Origin of the sequence: Chondromyces apiculatus DSM 436 (genome assembly GCF_000601485.1) — a bacterium.
GTDB lineage: Bacteria > Myxococcota_A > Polyangia > Polyangiales > Polyangiaceae > Chondromyces > Chondromyces apiculatus.
Genome location: NZ_ASRX01000038.1, coordinates 29,017 through 46,643, shown reverse-complemented (window position 1 = coordinate 46,643; position 17,627 = coordinate 29,017). Strand labels below are relative to the sequence as shown.

Here is a 17,627-nt window from a genome sequence, read left to right as displayed (position 1 = left end):
CGCGCTCGCGGGACGAGTCGTTGTCATCACGGGAGCATCGAGCGGTATTGGTGAGGCGACGGCGAAGGCGCTCGCCGCCCGCGGGGTGCGCGTGGCATTGCTCGCGCGCCGGAAGGACAGGCTCGATGCGCTCAGCGATACCCTCGGGAAGGCCGGTGGTCAGTCGGCCGCGTGGCAGGTCGACGTGACCGATCGGGAGGCCGTCGAGCGGGTCGCCGCAGAGGTCACCGAGAAGTTCGGGCGCGTGGACATCGTCGTGAACAATGCCGGGATCATGCTGCCGAATCCGATCGACGCGAAGCGTGTCGAAGGCGTTCGTGACACAGCTCTCGATCACCCTGCGGGCGGAGCGGGGCCCCAAGGGGGTGCGGGTGAGCGCCATCGAGCCGGGGGTCGTCGGCACGGAGCTGCAGAGTCACGTCGACGTCCAGGGCACCCTCGATTGGCTGGAGGGGTCGAAGGCGCAGATGGAGTGGCTGGCCCCCGAGGATGTGGCGGAGGCGATTGCGTTCACCGTGGGGCTTCCGAAGCGCGTGAACATCCAGCAGGTGACGATCATGCCAACCAAGCAGGCCTCGTAGGCCGGAGCCAGGCAGGCGGCTGTCGGTGCTTCCCCCGAGGCTCGTCGGGCGAGGTCTCTGTTCAGAAAGAACCGCGGAGCAGGAGGCCGGCACCGTCGAGGGAGGGGCGGTGGGCGATCTGGGTGGCGGTGTGGCCGGAGTGGCCCACGGAGCGGACGAGAAGCAGGGTGGCGCCGGTGCCGAGGCCGAGGCCGCCGACGGTGAGGCCCACCATGGAGGCCGCGGTGAGGCCGGGTTCGTCCTCGCCGGCGGCGAGGATGCCGGTGACCAGGCCGATGCCGAGGCCCACGGCGCCGACGCCGAGGGCGACGATGGCAGGGGCCATGGAGCGGCGGGGGTTGAGGGGGGATGGGAGGAGGGAGATTTCGAGGCGGGTGGCCTTGCCCTCGGGGACGACGATGGCGCGGGCGACCATCTCGCCGCCGCCCTGGAGGCGGGCGATGACCATGTGCTCGCCAGGGTCGACCTGGATGGGCTGGTCGAGGTGGGGGGCGTCCTTGCCGTCGACGGTGATCTTCACGGCGGGCTCGGGGGCGTCGGTGACGGTGATGCGCAAGGTGGGAATGCGAAGGCGGATCTTGGCAAGCTCGACGCTGGCCTCGGCCTGGGCCTGGATGAACTCGCGCGGGGACATGGGGGGGAGGTCGTCCTCGGTGAGGCTCGTGAACTGCGCGCGGGCCTCCAGGAGGCGGCCGAGCTTCACGAGGCACTGGGCGCGCGAGAAGGCGATGGGGGGGGCGTCGTAGCGCTGGAGGGCTTCGTTGTAGAAGTAGTAGGCCTCCTCGTACTTGCCGTCGTCGTACAGCTCGTCGCCCTTGTGGGTGAGGGCGCGGGCCTGCTCCTTCAAGACGGCAGCCTTGCCCCAGCCGCCAGCCTGGGGCGAGGTCTGGGAGGCTTCGCGCCGAGGGCCAACCTGGGCCAGCGAGGGGGCCGACCACGCGGGGCCGATGGCCGCGAGCAAGAGAAGCATCGGGAAAGAGCGCATCGTCACCTTCTTCTCGTCCGCGTCCTCAGAATCCGAGCCGCCGCTTGGTGCGGGGAGGGCGCAAGGGGCCTTCTGCTTCGGGCGACGTCGCCGGCGTGGGAGGGCGCTGGGTGCTGCCGCCACGTTCGAAGGTGCCAGCGGCTGCAGGAGACTTCGGGTCGGTGTGGCCAAGCGCAGACGCGGTATGGGAGGCGGCAGGGGCCGGCGCGGGCTCGCCCAGGGGCTCGGCAGGGACGACCTCCACGGCTCCGGAGGCCGCGGGGTCAGGGACGCCAGGAGGCGCCGGGACCACCAGGGCAGGTACGGTGAGGGTAGGCTCCGCGGACATGGACAGCGACGGCGCCGGGGCTTGCTGGGCAGCGGCGGGATCGGGGTCCGAGGGCCTGCGGTGGGACAGCACCAGCACGAGCACCAGGACGGCGATGCCGGCGATGCCCATGGCGGCGCCGAGGATCATCGCTTTGCGGCGCGGTTGTGCGGGCGCGCCGGTCCTGTTGAACAGGCTCACCAGGGTGTCGGTGAGGGGCTGCGCGGCCGCAGCGCCGGAGGCGGGCGCGCCGGGGTCCGACGGGCTGGGCACTCCGTGCAGGGGTGACGCGCCGGGGGGCGCTGACGCGCCGGGGGGCGCTGACACGGCCGCAGGGCCCTGGGTCAGAGAGGGGCGCGACAGGGTGGGGCTCGGGGTGGAGAGGTAGGGCATCGACACGGCCGCAGGGCGGGTGCCGAGCACGTCGAGGAGGGCGTCCACCATCTCGCGCGCGGACTGGAAGCGCTCGGAGGGCTCGCGAGCAAGGGCGCGCTGGAAGAAGCGGTCGATGTCCACGGGGAGCTCCGGGGCGAGCAGGGACGCGGACGGGAGGGGGGCGGTCAGGATGGCGGCGATGAGCGCGCCGATGCCCTCGGCGCGGAAAGGCATCTGCCCGGTCATGGCCCGGAAGAGCACCACGCCGAAGGACCAGAGGTCGCACTGGATGCTGAGCGTCTTGGCGCCCTGCACCTGCTCGGGGCTCATGTAGTGCGGCGAGCCGATGATCTCTCCGGTGCGGGTGCTCTCTCCGCTGCTACGCGTGCCCTCACCCGTGGAGACGCTCACGGACTTGACGATGCCGAGGTCGAGGAGCTTGACCAGGATCTCGCCGTCCTCGGCCGTGATGAGGAAGATGTTCGAGGGCTTGAGGTCGCGGTGGACGATGCCGGCGTCGTGCATGCGCCGCAGCCCGCGCCCGATCTGGACGGCAAGCACGGGGATCTCTCCTGGCGCGATCTTTCCTTCCCGCTTGAGGCGCTCTCCCAGGTCCTCGCCCCTGAGGCGCTCCATGACCAGGTACTGCTGCTCGCCAATGATGCCGTAGTCCTGGACGTGGACGATGTTCGGGTGGTTGAGCTTCGCCGAGACCTTGGCCTCGCGCTCGAACCTCGCCCGCGCGGAGCTCGAGGTCGCCGCGTCCGAGGCCATGAACTTGATGGCCACCTCGGATCCGAGCTGCATGTGGTCGGCGAGCCAGACGGACCCCATGCCGCCGACGCCAATCTGGCGCACCAGGCGGTACCGCCCTCCGACCACCTTGCCAGGTGCAGCGACCGCGACGTTACCCACCAAGTCTCCTGGGGGCGGGACTTTATCAGGGCTGCTGCACCCGGAGAAGCAAGAGACGCGGGCGTGGCGCTGGATGGATGGAGGCACGAGAAGATTCCGCGAGGATGCCGGCAGCTCACCTGGACTGGCGAGGACAGGATCTCGGAGTGATTACGTGCCATTGCGGCTCCAGGTGCCACGGCGTGCCGCGCCGCGGCGCGATGCGTCGGACCTGCCTGGTGACGAGGTCAGCCCAGCTCTCGCGCGGTGACGATCATGCCGACCAAGCAGGCGTCGTAGGTCGGAGCCAGGCAGGCTGTCGGTGCTTCGTCCGAGGTACAGCCCAGACATGGATGGGGGTCCGTGCTTCGTGGGGTGGCAGGGGAAGGTCGCGAAGCCCTCGGTGCCGCCCCGCGCGCTCCCCTGGGCTCCTAGAGGCGAGGCATCGATGTCCGACACACGCTCCCTCCACCGCGGCTCCTGGGCGAACGGCGACCCGCTGATGTGCACCTACCACGACGAGGAGTGGGGGGTGCCCGAGCGCGACGCGCGGGCTCTCTGGGAGAAGCTGATGCTCGACGGGTTCCAGGCCGGTCTGGCCTGGATCACAGTGCTGCGGGAGCGCGAGACGTTCCGCGCTGCGTTCGCGGGGTTCGAGCCGGCGAAGGTGGCCCGCTTCGACGCGGCGACCATCGTGCGGTTGCTCGACAACGTCGGCGAACGGGACATGCTGAGAGGGCGCCTCAGACGTCATTGCCCCCAGAGATCGCAGATTCTCTCTTGCTTCTTCACGCACGAATTACCAAAACAAATCCGACATAAGAGGCTTTCATTCGCCTGGTCTGTGCGTAATCGGGAGGCTATGGCTTCCCTGTGCTCCCGCCGGATCTCACGACGCTGCCGACTGCAACGCTCCTCGAACACCTGAGGACCTGTGGGTACGACGTGCCTCCAGGGCTCCCCGAGGAAATCGTACGCCGGGGAGGGGAAATCCTCGGGCCACTATGCGCGCTGGTGCGTGACGAGGCGCTCTGGGAGGCCGAGGAGCCCCGCGATTACATGGCGCCTCTCCATGCCGTGCACCTGCTCGGGGCGATCGGAGATCCTGCCGCCACGCCCGCGCTGGTGGCGATGGTGAGGAGCCGGGACGAAGACGACTTGGTGATGGAAGCCGGGGCCTCAATCCTTGCTGCCCTCGGGCCAGGCGCCATGGGCCGGCTCATGAGGTCCGCAGGCGACAGAGGGCTCGACGCGTTCCAGCGCCAGATTTTCACGCGGAGTCTCTATGTGATCGCAGCGCGCCATCCGGCACACCGCGCGGAGGTGGCCGCCTTTTTGACGCGGCTGCTGCGCGATCCGGACGAGGTGTTCGTGGCGATGATGATCGAGGACGTCGCCAGGACGGGCGATCCGGCAGCCCAGGCGGCTGTCGACATGGTGTTCGAGGAGGGCCGAGCCTCCCCGAGCTTCATCACGCGGGAGGACATCGAGCACGCCCGCGCGGAGCCGCTCTGGAAGGTGCCCAGGGACGTCGACGATCCCATGAGCTACTTCCGGGACGAGGCGCTCGCAGCGCTGAAGCAGCAGTGGAAGCAGTGGCTGCACAACGTCGCGGAGCGCAAAGCGCGGCTCAGGCGCGCCTCGGCCAGGCGGGTCCTCCCGAAACGCGGGCGCAACCAGCGGTGCCTCTGCGGGAGCGGGAAGAAGTACAAGAAGTGCTGCCTGGTGCTGAAAGAGAGGCGGGAAGGCGCGGCGGTGACAGGCTGACCTGGCGGGGAGGGGGCGTCCGGATTCCGCTGCCTGCCGGCCCGTGGTAGCGCATGGAACATGAGCCTTGTCCTCCATCGCTTTCCGCTCAGTCACTTCGCCGAGAAGGTGCGCGCGTGTCTCGACTTCAAGGGCCTCGATTACCGGGTGCAGGATCATTACCCCGGGCTCGGGCAGATCCAGGTGTACCGGATCTCCGGGCAGCGGCAGGTGCCGGTCCTGGAGCACGACGGAAAGATCATCACGGACTCGACGGAGATCGCGCTCTACCTGGAGCGCACGTTCCCCGAGGGGCGGCGGCTCCTGCCCGAGGATCAGGAGCAGCGCGGCGAGGTGCTCGCCCTGCAGGACCACATCGGGAAGACGCTGGGCCGGGGCTCGGGGCTCCTCGCGTTCCTGCGTGCCGATCGCGATGTGCGCATGCAGGAGGCGCTGAAGCTCGGGACTTCGGCCACGATGTTCGGGGTGATCAAGACCGTGGCCTTCGCGGCCCGGCACGCGAGGAAACACGTCGCCTCGGTGGAGGAGAAGCTCGGCAAGGTGGAGCAGATGGTGCGGGCGTCGCTCACCGACCTGACCCGGCGGCTGGAGGCGTCGCCCTACCTCACCGGCGACAAGCCGACGCTCGCGGACATCGCGGCGGTGACGCTGGTGATGCCGCTGAAGTTCCCCCTCTCGCGCCACGTGGCAAACCCGCGGCTGATGGGCCTGGTGGGGAACCCCATCGCGACCGAGCTGGAGTACGCCCGCTTCTTCGAGTGGCGCGAGCAGTTCTACCGCGACTACCTGCAGTGATGGCTGGCCGCGCCTGGAGGGGGCCGTTGCCTCAGCCGTCCAGCTCGGGGGCGAGCGGGAAGTCGATGGGGACCTGGGTGGTGCTGTGGAGGTAGTTGGTGACGGTGATGACGCCGATCGCCATCACCACGTCCACGAGGTGGCCCTGACCGAAGCCAGCGTCGAAGAAGGCCTGCAAGGCGGCGGGGTCGGTGTGGCCGCGCTCGACGACCACGCTCTTCACGAGCTTCGCGAGGGCGTCGAGGCGAGGGTCGAAGGGGGCGTGGCCGCGGCGGACCTGGAGCACCTCCTCGTCGGAGAGGCCGTACTTCCTGGCCAGCATGGTGTGGGCGCTCAGGCAGTAGCGGCAGTGGTTGATCTGGCTCACCACCAGGTTGACGGTCTCGCGCTCCTTGGGCTTGAGGGAGCGCCTGGTGTTCTGGAAGGCGAGGTAGCTGCCGAGCGCGGTCTCGGAGTGGGCCATGGTCGCGTAGAGGTTGGGCACGAAGCCCATGGCCTTCTTGAGGTTGTCGAGGAGCGCCTGGTCGGCTTGCGAGACGTCGTCGTGGGCAGGGACGGTGATGGTGGTCATGGTGAACCCACCTCACAGAGCGCGTCCCTCGGGGCAAGCGAATTCACGGGGCCGGGAGGGGCTCCCTGAAGGGTCAGGAGGTCTTCGCGGCGAGCGCTGCGAACTCCTCGCGTCCGAACGCCGTGCCGGCGATGCCCCAACCCCCCTCCGCGGCCTCCGTGAGCAGGACCCAGGTGCGCGCGGCTTGCGAGGGATCGCCGGACACCTTCGCCACGATCTCGGTGGCCTCGGCGACGAGGCGCTTCTGACCCGCCCTGTCCAGCACCCCGGGAGGGGTCAGCACCTGGATGCGCACGGTGCGGGCTCCGCCAGCGCGCGCGGTGTGAACCGCCTCCGGCGGGAGGCGGTGGATGTACGCGGCGGTGTTGTCCAGGTGCACGGGAGAGGGGGTGGCGACGCCCTCGGCGCGCAGCACGGCCTGGGTGAGGGCCTCGGCGAGTTGACGATCGGTGCCGGCTGGGAAAAGGTCAGCAGATGCGTAGACGTCGATGATGGGCATGGGGCATTCCTGGCGGTAAAAGTATGTTGAGCAGCAGCGACTATGACGACCTGCATAGAGTGACTATGATGATCGTCATAGTCAAGAGGAAGCATGGCCGGTAAGGTGCGCGAGCGGATGGTGGAGGCGGCGGCCCAGCTCCTGTCCCGGCAGGGGTTGCAGGCCACCTCGTTCTCCGAGGTCCTGGAGGTGACGGGAGCGCCGCGGGGCTCGGTGTACCACCACTTCCCGGAGGGCAAGGACCAGCTCGTCGCCGCTGCGGTGGACCTCGCCGGCACCCACCTGCTCGACCTGATCGAGAAGAAGGCCGGGGCGAGCGCCGAGGAGGTCACGGAGCATTTCCTGCTCATCTGGCGCACCATCCTGTCGCGCTCGCAGATGAAGTCCGGCTGCGCCGTGCTCGCGGTGACCGTGGCCACGGACTCGCACGCGCTGCTGAACCACGCCGCGGCGGTCTTCCGGGGCGTGCGGGCGCGGCTCGCGGCGCTCCTCGAACAGGGTGGTCTTGCGTCAGGGGAAGCAGCGCAGTTCGCGGCCACGCTCGTCGCGTCGAGCGAGGGCGCGGTGGTGCTCAGCCGCGCCGAGCAGAGCATGGAGCCCTTCGAGCTGGTCGCGGCGCAGCTCCGGGATCAGATCCGCAGGATGGTGACGAAGCCGTAGGCGCGGCTCAGAGAATAGCCGCTTCAGTTTCGGGCACCACCTGGCCGCCGTCCACGACCAGGGCGGTGATGAACTTGGCCTGCGGGGAGGCCAGAAACAGCGCTGCGTACCCGATATCCTCCACGACCCCGAGCACCCTGGCGGGGATGGCGCGCACCATGGATGCCGCGTAGTCCGGGCCCAGGGCGGCGATGCCCTCGGTGCTGATGTTGCCCGGCAGGATGGCGTTCACGGTGATCCCGGAAGGCGCGAGTTCCAGCGCCGCCGTGCGCATGAAGCCGAGCTGCCCTGCCTTGCTCGCGGGATGTCAATCCAGCGAGTTGCAGGGGGAGATCACCGGGGCACACGGCGCACGTGCTGCTGGTAGCATGACCTGATGCTTCGCCCTCCTTTTGGCTTCGCGCCGTCTCGGGCCCTGCTCCTGCTGACCCTCGTCTGCGCAACGGCGTCGGGTTGTGCGCTCGTGCTCGGGCTCGACGACTACGATGACCAGGCACCTGGAGAGGGTGGCGGTGGGACCGGAGGCGCGGGCGGCGGGGAGCCGGTGAGCTGCACCCCGGGCGTCGAGGAGGCCTGCTATGCGGGCCCCGAGGGCACCCAGGATGTCGGCCTGTGCAAGGGTGGAACCCACGTCTGCAACGAGAGCGGCGATGCCTGGGGGAGCTGCGAAGGCGAGGTCCTGCCCGCGGTGGAGCTGTGCGCCGAGAGCGAGGACGAGAACTGCGACACGCGCGAATGCATCGTCTGGGCGACGGCGTTCGCGCAGGAGGGGCGGTTCGAGGTCTACGGCATCACCAGCGACAGGGACGGCCACATCCTCGTGACCGGGATGTTCGACGGCACGATCACGGTGGGTGCGCAGACCTTCTCGGCGGCGGGTGCCACGGACGGGATGCTGATCAAGCTGGAGCCCACCGGAGAGGTGATGTGGGCCAAGAAGATCGGCGACGTCGACCAGGACTTCCTGGCGGCGGTGGCCACCGATGAGGGCGGCAACATCTACATCGGAGGGCGCACGCTCACGGGCATCAATCTGGGCGACGGGACGATCGCGCCGGGGGTGTACGCCGCCAAGCTGGACCCTGAGGGCGGCTACCTCTGGAGCACGAGCCTGGGCGGCAATGGGGGCTTCGCGGACATCGCCATCGACTCCATCGGGAACGTCGTGGCCGTGGGGTTCTTCAGCGGACTTCTCAACTGGGGCGAGGGCCCCGTCCCGGCGGCGGGAGGCAAGGACATCCTGGTCGCCAAGTTCGACAGCGAGACGGGCTCCCTCGCCGGCACCGACGGCGGCTGGGTCCGCACCGTGGGCGACGCGGAGGATCAGGTGGCGAACGCCGTGGCGCTCGACGCCTCCGACAACGTCTTCGTCGTGGGTGACTTCAAGGGCCAGATCGACATCGGCGGCTCGGACGGCCAGGCCACGGCCTTCGGGACCGACGAATACGATGGGTTCCTCGCGAAGTTCACGCCCGGCGGGAACGGGAGCTGGCTCTTCGGCGTCATGGGCAACCTCGAACAGCACGTGTACGACGTGGCGGTCGATAGCCAGGGGCAGCCCTTCATCGTCGGGGAGTACGAGGGGATGGTCGAGACCGACCCCTATGTCCTCATCTCCCAGGGAGGCAAAGATGCCTTCCTCATGCACGTCGGCGCCAGCGGGAACGTGCTCTGGGTGGACTCGTTCGGCGAGAGCGGAGACCAGCTCGCCAGGACCGTGGCCCTCGACGGCGAGGGCAACATCCTCCTCGGCGGCTATGCGGAGGAGGCCATCGATCTCGGGGGGGGTCCTCTGACAGTTGCGGGCGTCATCGGCTCCTACGTTGCCAAGCTCGCCCCCGTGGGCACGGGGACGTACCTCTGGAGCCGACTCTTGAGCGGTGAAGACCAGTCCGGCGTGTTCGCCATCGCGGTGTCCCCGGAGCAGGAGACGCTCACGGCGAACATTTCGGAGGCCCCGAATCCCGACTTCGGTACCGGTCCCCTCGGCGCCTCGCCCGGCGCGACGTCCCGTCTGGTGATCGCCAAGCTGGGCAAGTGAGCCACGCCCAGCGCGCCCCGCGCCCGCACGCCCGAGCTGGTAGGATGGCCGCATGCTGCGCAGCCGCTTCCCTCCTGCCCGCCTCGCCTCCCGCACGCTGCTCCTGCTGACGTTGGCCTCCGCCACGGCCTCCGGGTGTGCGCTGGTGCTCGGGCTCGACGATTACGGCGATCAGGCGTCTGGTACCGGAGGAGATGGCGGCACCGGGGGCACGGGCGGCGACGGGCCGGTGAGCTGCACGCCGGGCGTGGAAGAGGCCTGCTACTCGGGCCCCGACGGCACCGAGGGGGTGGGCCTGTGCAAGGGCGGCGACCGGGTCTGCAACGACACGGGCGATGCCTGGGGGATCTGCGAGGGCGAGGTGGCCCCCGCCGTGGAGCAGTGCGCCGCGGCGACCGACGAGAACTGCGACGGTCTGGAGTGCATCGTCTGGGCCACGGCGTACCAGCAGGATGGCGCCGTCGAGATCTTCGGCAACGCCACCGATCCGGAGGGCAACGTGCTCGTCGCCGGGTTCTTCACGGGCGTGATCACCGTGGGAGACCAGACCCTCTCGTCGGCGGGCTCCACGGACGGCCTGCTGCTCAAGCTCCGGCCCAGCGGCGAGGTGGCGTGGGCCATGAAGATCGGCGACATCCTCGAAGACATGGTCGGGGGCGTGACCACCGACGCGACCGGGAACATCTACATCTCGGGCCGGCTCACCTCCGACATTGATGTCGGAGGCGGCGTGATCGGCGCAGGCCTGTACGTCGCGAAGCTGGATCCAGACGGCGGCTACCTGTGGAGCACGAGCCTCGGAGGAGACGGCGTCCTCATCGACGTGGTGGTGGATGGATCGGGAGACGTGATCGCCGCCGGCTTTTTCAACGAGCCGATCACGGGCAACGACGGACAGCTCTCGCCAGCCGGCGGCGATGACATCCTCGTGATCAAGGCCGACGGCGCGAGCGGCTCCATCGCCGCCGTGGACGGGGGCTGGGTCCTCGCCGTGGGCGACGCTGCCGATCAGACGGCGTACTCCGTGGCGGTCGACGCCTCCAAGAACGTCTTCGTGTCGGGGTATTTCGAGGGGACGATCGACTTCGGAGGGTTCTCCACCGAGGCCACCGCGGTCGCGGGCGCCGCCGACGGCTTCCTCGTGAAGATCACCCCGGGCGGGAGCGGAAGCTGGCTGGAAACGCTGAGCGGCTCGGGCTACCAGGAGATCTACGGGGTGGTCATCGATGCCCAGGGGCGGCCGACGGTGGCCGGCCAGTACACGGGCTCGTTCACCGCGGGCGCGGACACCCTGACCGCCGTGGACAGCGCGGACGCCTTCGCGGTGCACTTCAGCGCCACCAGAGAGATCCTCTGGGCGAAATCGTTCGGCGGCGCGGGCTACCAGGGCGCGCGCGCGCTGGCCCTCGATGCAGAGGGGAACATCCTCGTCGGGGGCTACGCGTCCGACGCCATCAACCTCGGCGGCGACGACTTGACGGTCACGGGCGACAGCGTCGACGGCTTCATCGCCAAGCTCACCCCTTCCGGCGATCACCTGTGGAGCCGCCTCATCAGCACCGACGAAGACGATGCCGTCAACGCCCTCGCCATCTCCCCCGACCAGGAAACCGTCGCGGCCTGCGTCACGGGCGCAGAGAACCCCGACTTCGGTACCGGGCCTCTCGGTGCCGCCGAGAACTCCAATCAACGCCTCGTGATCGCGAAGTTCGGCCGCTGACCGCCGACCGCCGAGGAAGCAGCCCCCACTTGCTCGGGGGATCCTGCGAGCCTCACTCTGGTCGCGCTGCCCCGTCCGCGCGATCTGCGTGGGCAGAAGCGTGCCACCTTGGGCGCTCGACCAGGGCACGCCGGACACGCCTGGAGGCACACATCTCCGTTCACCGAAAGCACACGGCGATGGCGCACCAGGTCGCGCGGCTCATCCAGGGTTCGACCCGCTCCGGCGCGATCGCTCAGGACTTCCCCGACGATCGGGGTGCTGCCGAAGCGCCAGCCTTGCCCAACCTGCGCGGAGCCAGCGCGAGACGCCGCGTGTGGACGGCGCCCGCGCGCGCGATCTCCTGGACGAAGCGCGCCCATCCAGCCCTCGATCCACCGGGCCGGGCTGTGGTCGGGACGGCTGGCTCGGGCGTTGCTGACAGGACGACCATGAGCTTCGAGGACGTACACGGCAGCGACGCAGGTGAAGCCGGGACATCGTCGCTGCCCCCCTGGGAAGAGATCACGGGGGAGGTGTGCATCACATCCATGCTCACGGCGATCTCCGTGACGAACAGCGACGGCGTCCTCCACCGCGACGGGCGCATGGAGCGGGTGACGCTGGAGCGGGTGCAGTCGGAGGGCGGGAGCTGGGGATTCCGTCTCGCGGACGCCGCGGCGAGCTGGGGCGAGGCGCCCTACGACGTCTCCATCGTGGGATACAACTCGGTGTACCACCTGCGGCTCGCCGGAGGCGCGCTGAAGGGCACGTGGCTGATGGCGACAACCCCCGAGCGCGTGGTGCGGGCGCGCCACCGCGAGCACCGGCGGAGGCCAGCTCCCCAGGAGCTGCGGGCGCGCTTCCAGCACCCGCGCTCCGGCGACCCGGAGCTGCGCGAGCGGCGGATCCGCGACCTGTCCCAGGGGGGCCTTTCGCTGCAGCTCGACGTCGAGGATCGGCTCGTCGCTGGGCTGTCGCTCTCGCTGAAGGTGAAGCTCGGCGATGAGGAGCCCGTGGATCTGCAAGGAGAAGTGCGTCACATCTCTGGCGCGAGAGATGAAGGCCGCAGGGTCTGCGGCCTGAAGGTGCAGACCCGCTCCGCGCGCGACGCCGCCCTGTGGAACCGCCTGGTCCGCCAGGCGCGCGTGCCCACGCTGGGCGCGTCCAGCCGCGCTGGCGACCTCCCTGCCGTTCCCTGGGACCTGTATGCCATCTCCGATTTTCTGCGGTCCTCGGAGGAGGCTCCCTCCCACCGGGACGACGCCCCGGCGAGCATCTGCCCCCCTCCCCTCTCCACGTCCTTCCCGCAGGGCCGCTTCGACGCGACACTGACCGATGTCCTCATCCAGCAGGGTTGGCCCAGCACGCAAGGAGAAGTGGCCGGTTCGCCCGGCTCCGTGCGGCGAGCCCCCCGGCAGGTGCCCACGCCGAGGCACGTGACCTTCGTCATCCGTGACCCCCTCGACGAGATGTTCGAGGAGTAGAGCGGCGCGCTCAGAGGGGCGACACGCGGCTACGCGTCGCGCTTCCCGCCATCTTCTCCCGATGGCGCACGCTCACCCTTGTCCTGTTCCTCCCTGCCCTCCGCGGCTGCCCCCTGCGTGTCGTCGGCCTGGCCCGAGAGGTGGGGTTCGCCGCGGGAGACGTAGACGGCGGCGGCGAGGTCGCCGGTCACGTTGAGCACGGTACGGCACATGTCCAGGAAGCGGTCCACGCCGAGGATGAGGCCCAGGCCTTCGACGGGGATGTTGAACATGCCGAGGATCATCGCGACCACGGGGAGAGAGCCGCCCGGCATGCCCGCCGTGCCGATGCCGCCGAGGATGCAGATGAGCATCACGATGGCCTGCTTCGAGAGGGGAAGGTGGACGCCGTAGAGCTGGGCGAGGAAGAGCACGGTGATGCCCTCGAAGAGGGCCGTGCCGTTCTGGTTCATGGCCGAGCCCGCGGTGAGGACGAAGCGGGAGACGTGGGGAGGGAGGTGGAGTTCTTCCTCGGCGACGCGCAGGGCCGTGGGGAGGGTGGCGCTGGAAGACGCGGTGGAGAAGGCGGTGAGGATCGCGACGCGGCAGCCGCGGAAGAAGGCGATGGGCGACATGCCGCCGAAGAAGCGGACGGAGAGGGAGTAGACGACGAACATGTGCACGCCGAGGCCGAGGAGCACGGTGCCCACGTAGGCGGCGAGCTGGACGAGGATGTGCACGCCGAGGCGCGAGGTCATCGTGAAGAGGAGGGCGGCGACGCCGATGGGGGCGAGGCTGATCACCGCGTCGATGAGGCGGGTGGTGACGTCGTAGAGGCCCTGGATGGTCTCGCGGAGCCGGGCGGCGGCCTCGGTGCGGGTGAGGGTGAGGCCGACGCCGAAGAACAGGGAGAACGTGATGAGCGCGAGCATGTCGCCGCTCGCCGCGGCCTTGATCACGTTGTCGGGAAACATGCCGATGATGAGCGCCACGGGGGAGGCGTCGGCGGGCGCAGCAGCCGCGGTGACTGCGCCGCCACGGGCAGCGTCGCGGAGGGCATCGGGGAGGCCCTCGCCAGGCTGGAGGACGTTGACGAGGAAGAGGCCGATGAGGACGGCGATGGTGGAGATGACGACGGTGTAGCCGAGGGTGCGGGCGCCGAGGCGGCCGAGGTGGCGCAGGTCGATCTCGCTGATGCCCATCACCAGCGCCGAGAAGAGCATGGGGATGACCAGCATGAAGAGCAGCCGGAGGAAGATCTGGCCGGCCGGATAGGTGAGGTGGTCGATGACCCAGTTCAGCCAGGGGGCGCCCGCGGCGAGGCCATTGGCGGCGAGGCCCGCAGCCGCACCAACGCCTATCCCGAGGAGCATCTTCAGCTGCGGTGACATGGAGCGACCTTACCTGAGCCGGGAAATCCGTGCGAAGCTCGCGGCTTATGGCGCGGCGTTTTGGGAGAGCCTCTGCGGGGTGGTCGGGTGGTCGGGTCGTGCGTCGCGCGCTCCTCGTGGTGGCTGCTGCGGCGCTGCCCACTGCAGGGACGCTGGCGCTGGCCGAGGATGTGGACACGAGCCGGCCGGCGATGATCGTGGTGGGAGAGCCGCGCGGGTTCGCGGCGAGCGACAGGCTGGATGGTCAGCGGCGGGGGATGTCGAGGTCTCCCTTGCCGGAGGCCCCGAAGGAGCTGTGGCGGCGGCACATCAGCGGAGGGATCGACGCGTCGCCGCTGGTGGACGCGCAAGGAAACGTGGTGGTGACCTTGACCGTGCCGGAGGTGGTGAAGCTCGGCGCGGACGGCAAGGAAGTGTGGCGGGTGCGGATCGGTAGCAACGCGCCGCTCGCGCCCGCGGTGCTGACCAGCGATGGGACGCTGGTGCTGGTGACCTCGGCCGGGGTGGCGTGGGGCCTCGGGCCTGCGGGGACCACCCAATTCACGACGACGCTCGGGGTGCGGGGGCGAGACGCGGACGTGACGCCGCTCGCGCTCGATGATGGCGCGGTGGTCATCGCGGCTGGGCGATCGCTGGTGGAGATCTCGGGGGGAGGTGGGGTGCGGGCGCGGGCCGAGGTGGGAGAGCGCGTGGTGGGGGCCGTGCTGCGGGGGCCCGAGGGCTCGCTGGTGACCACGGAGTCGGGGGAGGTGCTGGCGTGGCACCCGCCTGGGGCGCCACGGAGGGTGGGGTCGTTCGGGGGCGCGCCGAGGCGCGGGGCCGTGCTGGCCGATGCGCGGACGCTCCTGGCCGTGGTGGATGGGCGGCGGCTGATGGGGCTGGACCTGCGGACGGGGCTGGCGAGCACGCGCGCGAGCGGGGCGTCAGGGATGGGAGCGTTCGACGCGCCGCCTGCGGTGGGCGCCAAGGGCGTGGCCGTGACCGGAACGGCGGCAGGGGTGCTGGTGGGGGTCGACGCGGCAGGAGGCGAGTCGCTGCGGGTGGCCGTGGACAGGGCGCCGCCGGTCTCCATCCCGCCTGATGCGGGCGCTGGAGCGGCGACGCTGGGGCTGCTGGGAGTGCTCCAGGACGTGAAACCGAGCCCGCCGGTGGTGCTGGATGGCGAGGGGCGGGTGGCGTTCGCGCGGGCCGGGGGTCGGGCGGGCGTGGTGCAGCCGGATGGCTCGCTGGCGCTGGCGACAGAGCGGGTATGTGCGTCTCCAGTGGCCGTACTGCCAGGAGGCGCGCGGCGCATGCTGGTGGCATGCCGGGACGGGACGCTGGTGATGCTGGGAGATTGAGGCAAGCGGCGGGGGTACGCGCCCCCGCCGCGCGGAGGGCGTTAGACCCAGGTGCGTGTGGTCTCGTCCCAGAGCTTCCAGGTCTTCGAGGCGTCGTCGAACATCTGGAGATCCTTGGTGCCGGCCACGGTCTTGAGCTGGACCTTCTTCACGAGACCGAGGAGCTCAGCTTCGCGGCCGGTGTAGTTGTTGGCGACCTCGGCGGCAGGGATCTGGTGCATGGTCACCATGAACTCGTCGGCAGTGACCTCGGCGACACAGAAGCCGTTGTCGCTGCTGTTGGCGTAGGCGAGGTAGGGGTTCGGGACGGTGGTCGTGCTCAGCAGGTAGGAGTCGACGGCCTCCGCGAGCAGGGAGGCGGTGGGGATCGCGCTGAGGATGGGATCGGCTTTGATCTGAGAGAGGAGCTCCTGCTTGAAGGTCTTCGAGGCCATGGAGGAGCCGACGAACTCCACGATCCGCCGGGAGGGGTCGCTCAGGGCGCTGGGGAAGCCGGCGTAGAAGGCATGGATGTCGCCGGTGACGGCGACGACGTTGCTCAGGGCGCCGATGCGCTCGATCAAGGCGCTCCTGCGGTTGGGGAAGCCATCCCAGGCGTCGACGTTCATGTAGAACCGGCGCTGAAAGGACTCGGGGATGGGCAGGCCAATGAGGTTGACGGCGAGCTGCACGAGGCAATACTCGTTGCCCCACACCTTCCAGGTGCGATCCGATTTCTGCATGGTGTCGAGGAACCACTCCTCCTGCTCGCTGCCCATGACCTTCTCGTTCTCGCCCATGGAAGCGCTCCAGGTGACGCGGGCCATGGCGTCGAAGGCGTCCTGGTCGACGAGGTAGCGCGAGCCGATGGAGGTGTTCAGCCCGAACTTGGCGAGGTCGACGAAGGCGATACCCCGCTTGAGACCGGTGGGATCGGTGGTGTCGATGAGGGGCGTCGCGTCGCCGGCGGCATTGAGCTTGGCGATGATGCCATTGATGTAGGAGACGCTGATGTTCCCGGTGATGAGCGCCGGGTCATACCCCTCGGTGGTGGCGGCTTCGCGGAGCTTGGTCTGGTAGGTGCCGGTCTGGTACGTGTCGATGGGCACGTAGAACCCGGCGGCGTCGGGCACGACACCGAGCTGCGCGATGAGCTGCTCCTGCGTCGTGACGACGGCACCGGGGAAGCCATTCTCGGGGATGAGGTGGTCGTCGCGGTAGGAGCGGAGGTCGGTGAGCACGAGGTGGAGGTGCTTGCCGAAGCGAAAGTCGCGGTAGATGGTGATGTCCTTGAGGTACTCGACGGCGGCGTCGTACTCGAAGTCGTCGCCGGCGGCGTAATCGACGGGCATGTACTCGAACCAGGCCTGGTTCGCCGCCTTGCGCCGGGTGACGTCCAGCTCGTCGGCGGCGCCGTCGAAATAGGCAGCGGTGGCCCCGAAGCAATCGTTGGAGTACTCGTGGTCGTCCCAGATGGCCACCACGGGGAAGCGCTCGTGGAGGGCCTGGAGGCCGCGGTCGGAGCGGTACGTGCGGTAGAGGTCGCGGTAGTTGCCGAGCGAGCGCGCGGCATAAAAAATCGTGTCGCCCGAGCCGAGCTGGATGGCAACGGACTCGTCGGAGAACTTGACCACGCGGTTTTTGAGATCTTCGCTCACCTCTTCCCCTTCGGACGCCGACCCCTGGAAGCTGGGGTCACCCGTGGTCTCGTAGACGTAATCGCCAAGGACGACGAAGAAGTCGAGGTCCTCCTGCGCCAGGGCGAGGTGGGTGTTGTAGAAGCGGTGGATGTAATCCTGACAGGAGATGTACGCGAAGCGGACCGGGACGTCGGCGCTCTCGTCGGGGGCCGTCTTGGTGCGGCCGGTGCGGGAGACGTAGCAGGTGCCGCCGCCGTTGTAATAGAAGCGATAGTAGTAGGTCGTGGCGGGGGCGAGGCCGGCGAGCTTCACCTTCACGCAATGGCCGTAACGCTCCTTGGCCGTGAGCAGCGCGAAGGAGCTGCCTGCCTCGTCGGAGATGGCGCGCCGTTCCGATTCGACGGTCACGTTCATCAACTGGGTGAACTCCTCGTCGAGGGCGACCTGCAGGTGGACCTCAAGGTCCCCGCTCGCGGCGGCGTCTGCGAGGCGGGTCCAGAGGATCACGCTGTCAGGGCGAGGATCGCCGGAAGCGACGGACTGCGGGAAGACCACGGAGCTGTCCTCCGCGACCGGACATTCGCCTCCAATGGTCTCACCGTCATCGCAGGCCGCGGGTGCCAGGACGGCGCCGACC

14 protein-coding genes and 2 pseudogenes are annotated in these 17,627 nt (G+C 69.4%); 9 read left to right on the top strand and 7 right to left on the bottom strand.

The features are described 5' to 3' along the window. Positions 1 to 25 precede the first annotated feature (25 nt). Positions 26 to 581, top strand: a pseudogene (locus CAP_RS55820) (SDR family oxidoreductase). A gap of 61 nt (positions 582 to 642) precedes the next feature. Here CAP_RS55820 and CAP_RS23175 read toward each other — a convergent pair. After that, positions 643 to 1,566, bottom strand: a complete 924-nt coding sequence (locus tag CAP_RS23175) for a tetratricopeptide repeat protein (protein ID WP_156041065.1) — start codon at positions 1,564 to 1,566, stop codon at positions 643 to 645. 25 nt (positions 1,567 to 1,591) lie between these two features. Continuing rightward, positions 1,592 to 3,163 (bottom strand): serine/threonine-protein kinase, encoded by a 1,572-nt coding sequence (locus CAP_RS45335; RefSeq protein ID WP_156041064.1) that lies wholly within the window; start codon positions 3,161 to 3,163, stop codon positions 1,592 to 1,594. Positions 3,164 to 3,590: 427 nt separating this feature from the next. On the opposite strand from CAP_RS45335, the gene CAP_RS52505 reads away from it, so the two are divergent. From CAP_RS52505 to CAP_RS23155, 3 genes are all read left to right on the top strand, one after another. Then, positions 3,591 to 4,070: a DNA-3-methyladenine glycosylase I gene (locus tag CAP_RS52505; protein WP_081865182.1), complete on the top strand. Its 480-nt coding sequence runs from the start codon at positions 3,591 to 3,593 to the stop codon at positions 4,068 to 4,070. 86 nt (positions 4,071 to 4,156) lie between these two features. Beyond that, a complete protein-coding gene (locus CAP_RS23160; protein ID WP_044244754.1) occupies positions 4,157 to 4,909 on the top strand; it encodes an SEC-C domain-containing protein in 753 nt (250 codons plus the stop codon). A 60-nt stretch (positions 4,910 to 4,969) separates the two neighbouring features. Continuing rightward, complete coding sequence (locus tag CAP_RS23155; protein ID WP_044244752.1) at positions 4,970 to 5,704, top strand: glutathione S-transferase family protein; 735 nt, start codon at positions 4,970 to 4,972, stop codon at positions 5,702 to 5,704. Positions 5,705 to 5,735: 31 nt separating this feature from the next. Here CAP_RS23155 and CAP_RS23150 read toward each other — a convergent pair whose 3' ends face one another. Both CAP_RS23150 and CAP_RS23145 read right to left on the bottom strand, forming a co-directional pair. After that, entirely contained in the window at positions 5,736 to 6,275 is a 540-nt protein-coding gene (locus CAP_RS23150; RefSeq protein WP_044244750.1) for a carboxymuconolactone decarboxylase family protein, read from the bottom strand. A gap of 73 nt (positions 6,276 to 6,348) precedes the next feature. Next, the gene (locus tag CAP_RS23145; protein ID WP_044244747.1) at positions 6,349 to 6,774 is read right to left on the bottom strand and encodes a tautomerase family protein; all 426 of its coding nucleotides are present in this window, start codon (positions 6,772 to 6,774) and stop codon (positions 6,349 to 6,351) included. A 93-nt stretch (positions 6,775 to 6,867) separates the two neighbouring features. On the opposite strand from CAP_RS23145, the gene CAP_RS23140 reads away from it, so the two are divergent. Next, positions 6,868 to 7,434, top strand: a complete 567-nt coding sequence (locus tag CAP_RS23140) for a TetR/AcrR family transcriptional regulator (RefSeq protein WP_052375693.1) — start codon at positions 6,868 to 6,870, stop codon at positions 7,432 to 7,434. 7 nt (positions 7,435 to 7,441) lie between these two features. Here the strand turns inward: CAP_RS23140 and CAP_RS23135 are convergent. Continuing rightward, positions 7,442 to 7,735, bottom strand: a pseudogene (locus CAP_RS23135) (SDR family oxidoreductase); the annotation flags it as partial. 75 nt (positions 7,736 to 7,810) lie between these two features. Here CAP_RS23135 and CAP_RS23130 point away from each other — a divergent pair. The 3 genes from CAP_RS23130 to CAP_RS23120 all read left to right on the top strand — a co-directional run bounded on the left by CAP_RS23130 (position 7,811) and on the right by CAP_RS23120 (position 12,661). Continuing rightward, entirely contained in the window at positions 7,811 to 9,475 is a 1,665-nt protein-coding gene (locus CAP_RS23130; protein ID WP_052375691.1) for an NHL repeat-containing protein, read from the top strand. Positions 9,476 to 9,527: 52 nt separating this feature from the next. Next, positions 9,528 to 11,195, top strand: coding sequence for an NHL repeat-containing protein (locus tag CAP_RS23125; protein WP_044244745.1), 1,668 nt, complete (start codon positions 9,528 to 9,530; stop codon positions 11,193 to 11,195). Positions 11,196 to 11,374: 179 nt separating this feature from the next. Next, complete coding sequence (locus tag CAP_RS23120) at positions 11,375 to 12,661, top strand: PilZ domain-containing protein (protein ID WP_044244742.1); 1,287 nt, start codon at positions 11,375 to 11,377, stop codon at positions 12,659 to 12,661. A gap of 29 nt (positions 12,662 to 12,690) precedes the next feature. On the opposite strand, the gene CAP_RS23115 is transcribed toward CAP_RS23120, so the two are convergent. Continuing rightward, a complete protein-coding gene (locus tag CAP_RS23115) occupies positions 12,691 to 14,031 on the bottom strand; it encodes a dicarboxylate/amino acid:cation symporter (protein WP_081865170.1) in 1,341 nt (446 codons plus the stop codon). A 98-nt stretch (positions 14,032 to 14,129) separates the two neighbouring features. Here CAP_RS23115 and CAP_RS23110 point away from each other — a divergent pair, with 98 nt between their 5' ends. After that, positions 14,130 to 15,371 carry a PQQ-binding-like beta-propeller repeat protein gene (locus CAP_RS23110; protein WP_156041063.1) on the top strand — a complete coding sequence of 414 codons (1,242 nt, stop codon included), beginning with the start codon at positions 14,130 to 14,132 and terminating at the stop codon, positions 15,369 to 15,371. Positions 15,372 to 15,412: 41 nt separating this feature from the next. Here the strand turns inward: CAP_RS23110 and CAP_RS23105 are convergent, their stop codons facing one another. Then, positions 15,413 to 17,545 carry an alkaline phosphatase D family protein gene (locus CAP_RS23105; protein ID WP_231511638.1) on the bottom strand — a complete coding sequence of 711 codons (2,133 nt, stop codon included), beginning with the start codon at positions 17,543 to 17,545 and terminating at the stop codon, positions 15,413 to 15,415. Positions 17,546 to 17,627: the final 82 nt, after the last annotated feature.

What these genes read in the sequence shown, in the direction of transcription:
- CAP_RS23175 (WP_156041065.1), bottom strand. Translation starts at nt 1,566, where the DNA reads ATGCGCTCTTTCCCGATGCTTCTCTTGCTCGCGGCCATCGGCCCCGCG.
- CAP_RS23115 (WP_081865170.1), bottom strand. Translation starts at nt 14,031, where the DNA reads ATGTCACCGCAGCTGAAGATGCTCCTCGGGATAGGCGTTGGTGCGGCT.
- CAP_RS23130 (WP_052375691.1), top strand. Translation starts at nt 7,811, where the DNA reads ATGCTTCGCCCTCCTTTTGGCTTCGCGCCGTCTCGGGCCCTGCTCCTG.
- CAP_RS23150 (WP_044244750.1), bottom strand. Translation starts at nt 6,275, where the DNA reads ATGACCACCATCACCGTCCCTGCCCACGACGACGTCTCGCAAGCCGAC.
- CAP_RS23125 (WP_044244745.1), top strand. Translation starts at nt 9,528, where the DNA reads ATGCTGCGCAGCCGCTTCCCTCCTGCCCGCCTCGCCTCCCGCACGCTG.
- CAP_RS23155 (WP_044244752.1), top strand. Translation starts at nt 4,970, where the DNA reads ATGAGCCTTGTCCTCCATCGCTTTCCGCTCAGTCACTTCGCCGAGAAG.
- CAP_RS52505 (WP_081865182.1), top strand. Translation starts at nt 3,591, where the DNA reads ATGTCCGACACACGCTCCCTCCACCGCGGCTCCTGGGCGAACGGCGAC.
- CAP_RS23120 (WP_044244742.1), top strand. Translation starts at nt 11,375, where the DNA reads ATGGCGCACCAGGTCGCGCGGCTCATCCAGGGTTCGACCCGCTCCGGC.
- CAP_RS23145 (WP_044244747.1), bottom strand. Translation starts at nt 6,774, where the DNA reads ATGCCCATCATCGACGTCTACGCATCTGCTGACCTTTTCCCAGCCGGC.
- CAP_RS23140 (WP_052375693.1), top strand. Translation starts at nt 6,868, where the DNA reads ATGGCCGGTAAGGTGCGCGAGCGGATGGTGGAGGCGGCGGCCCAGCTC.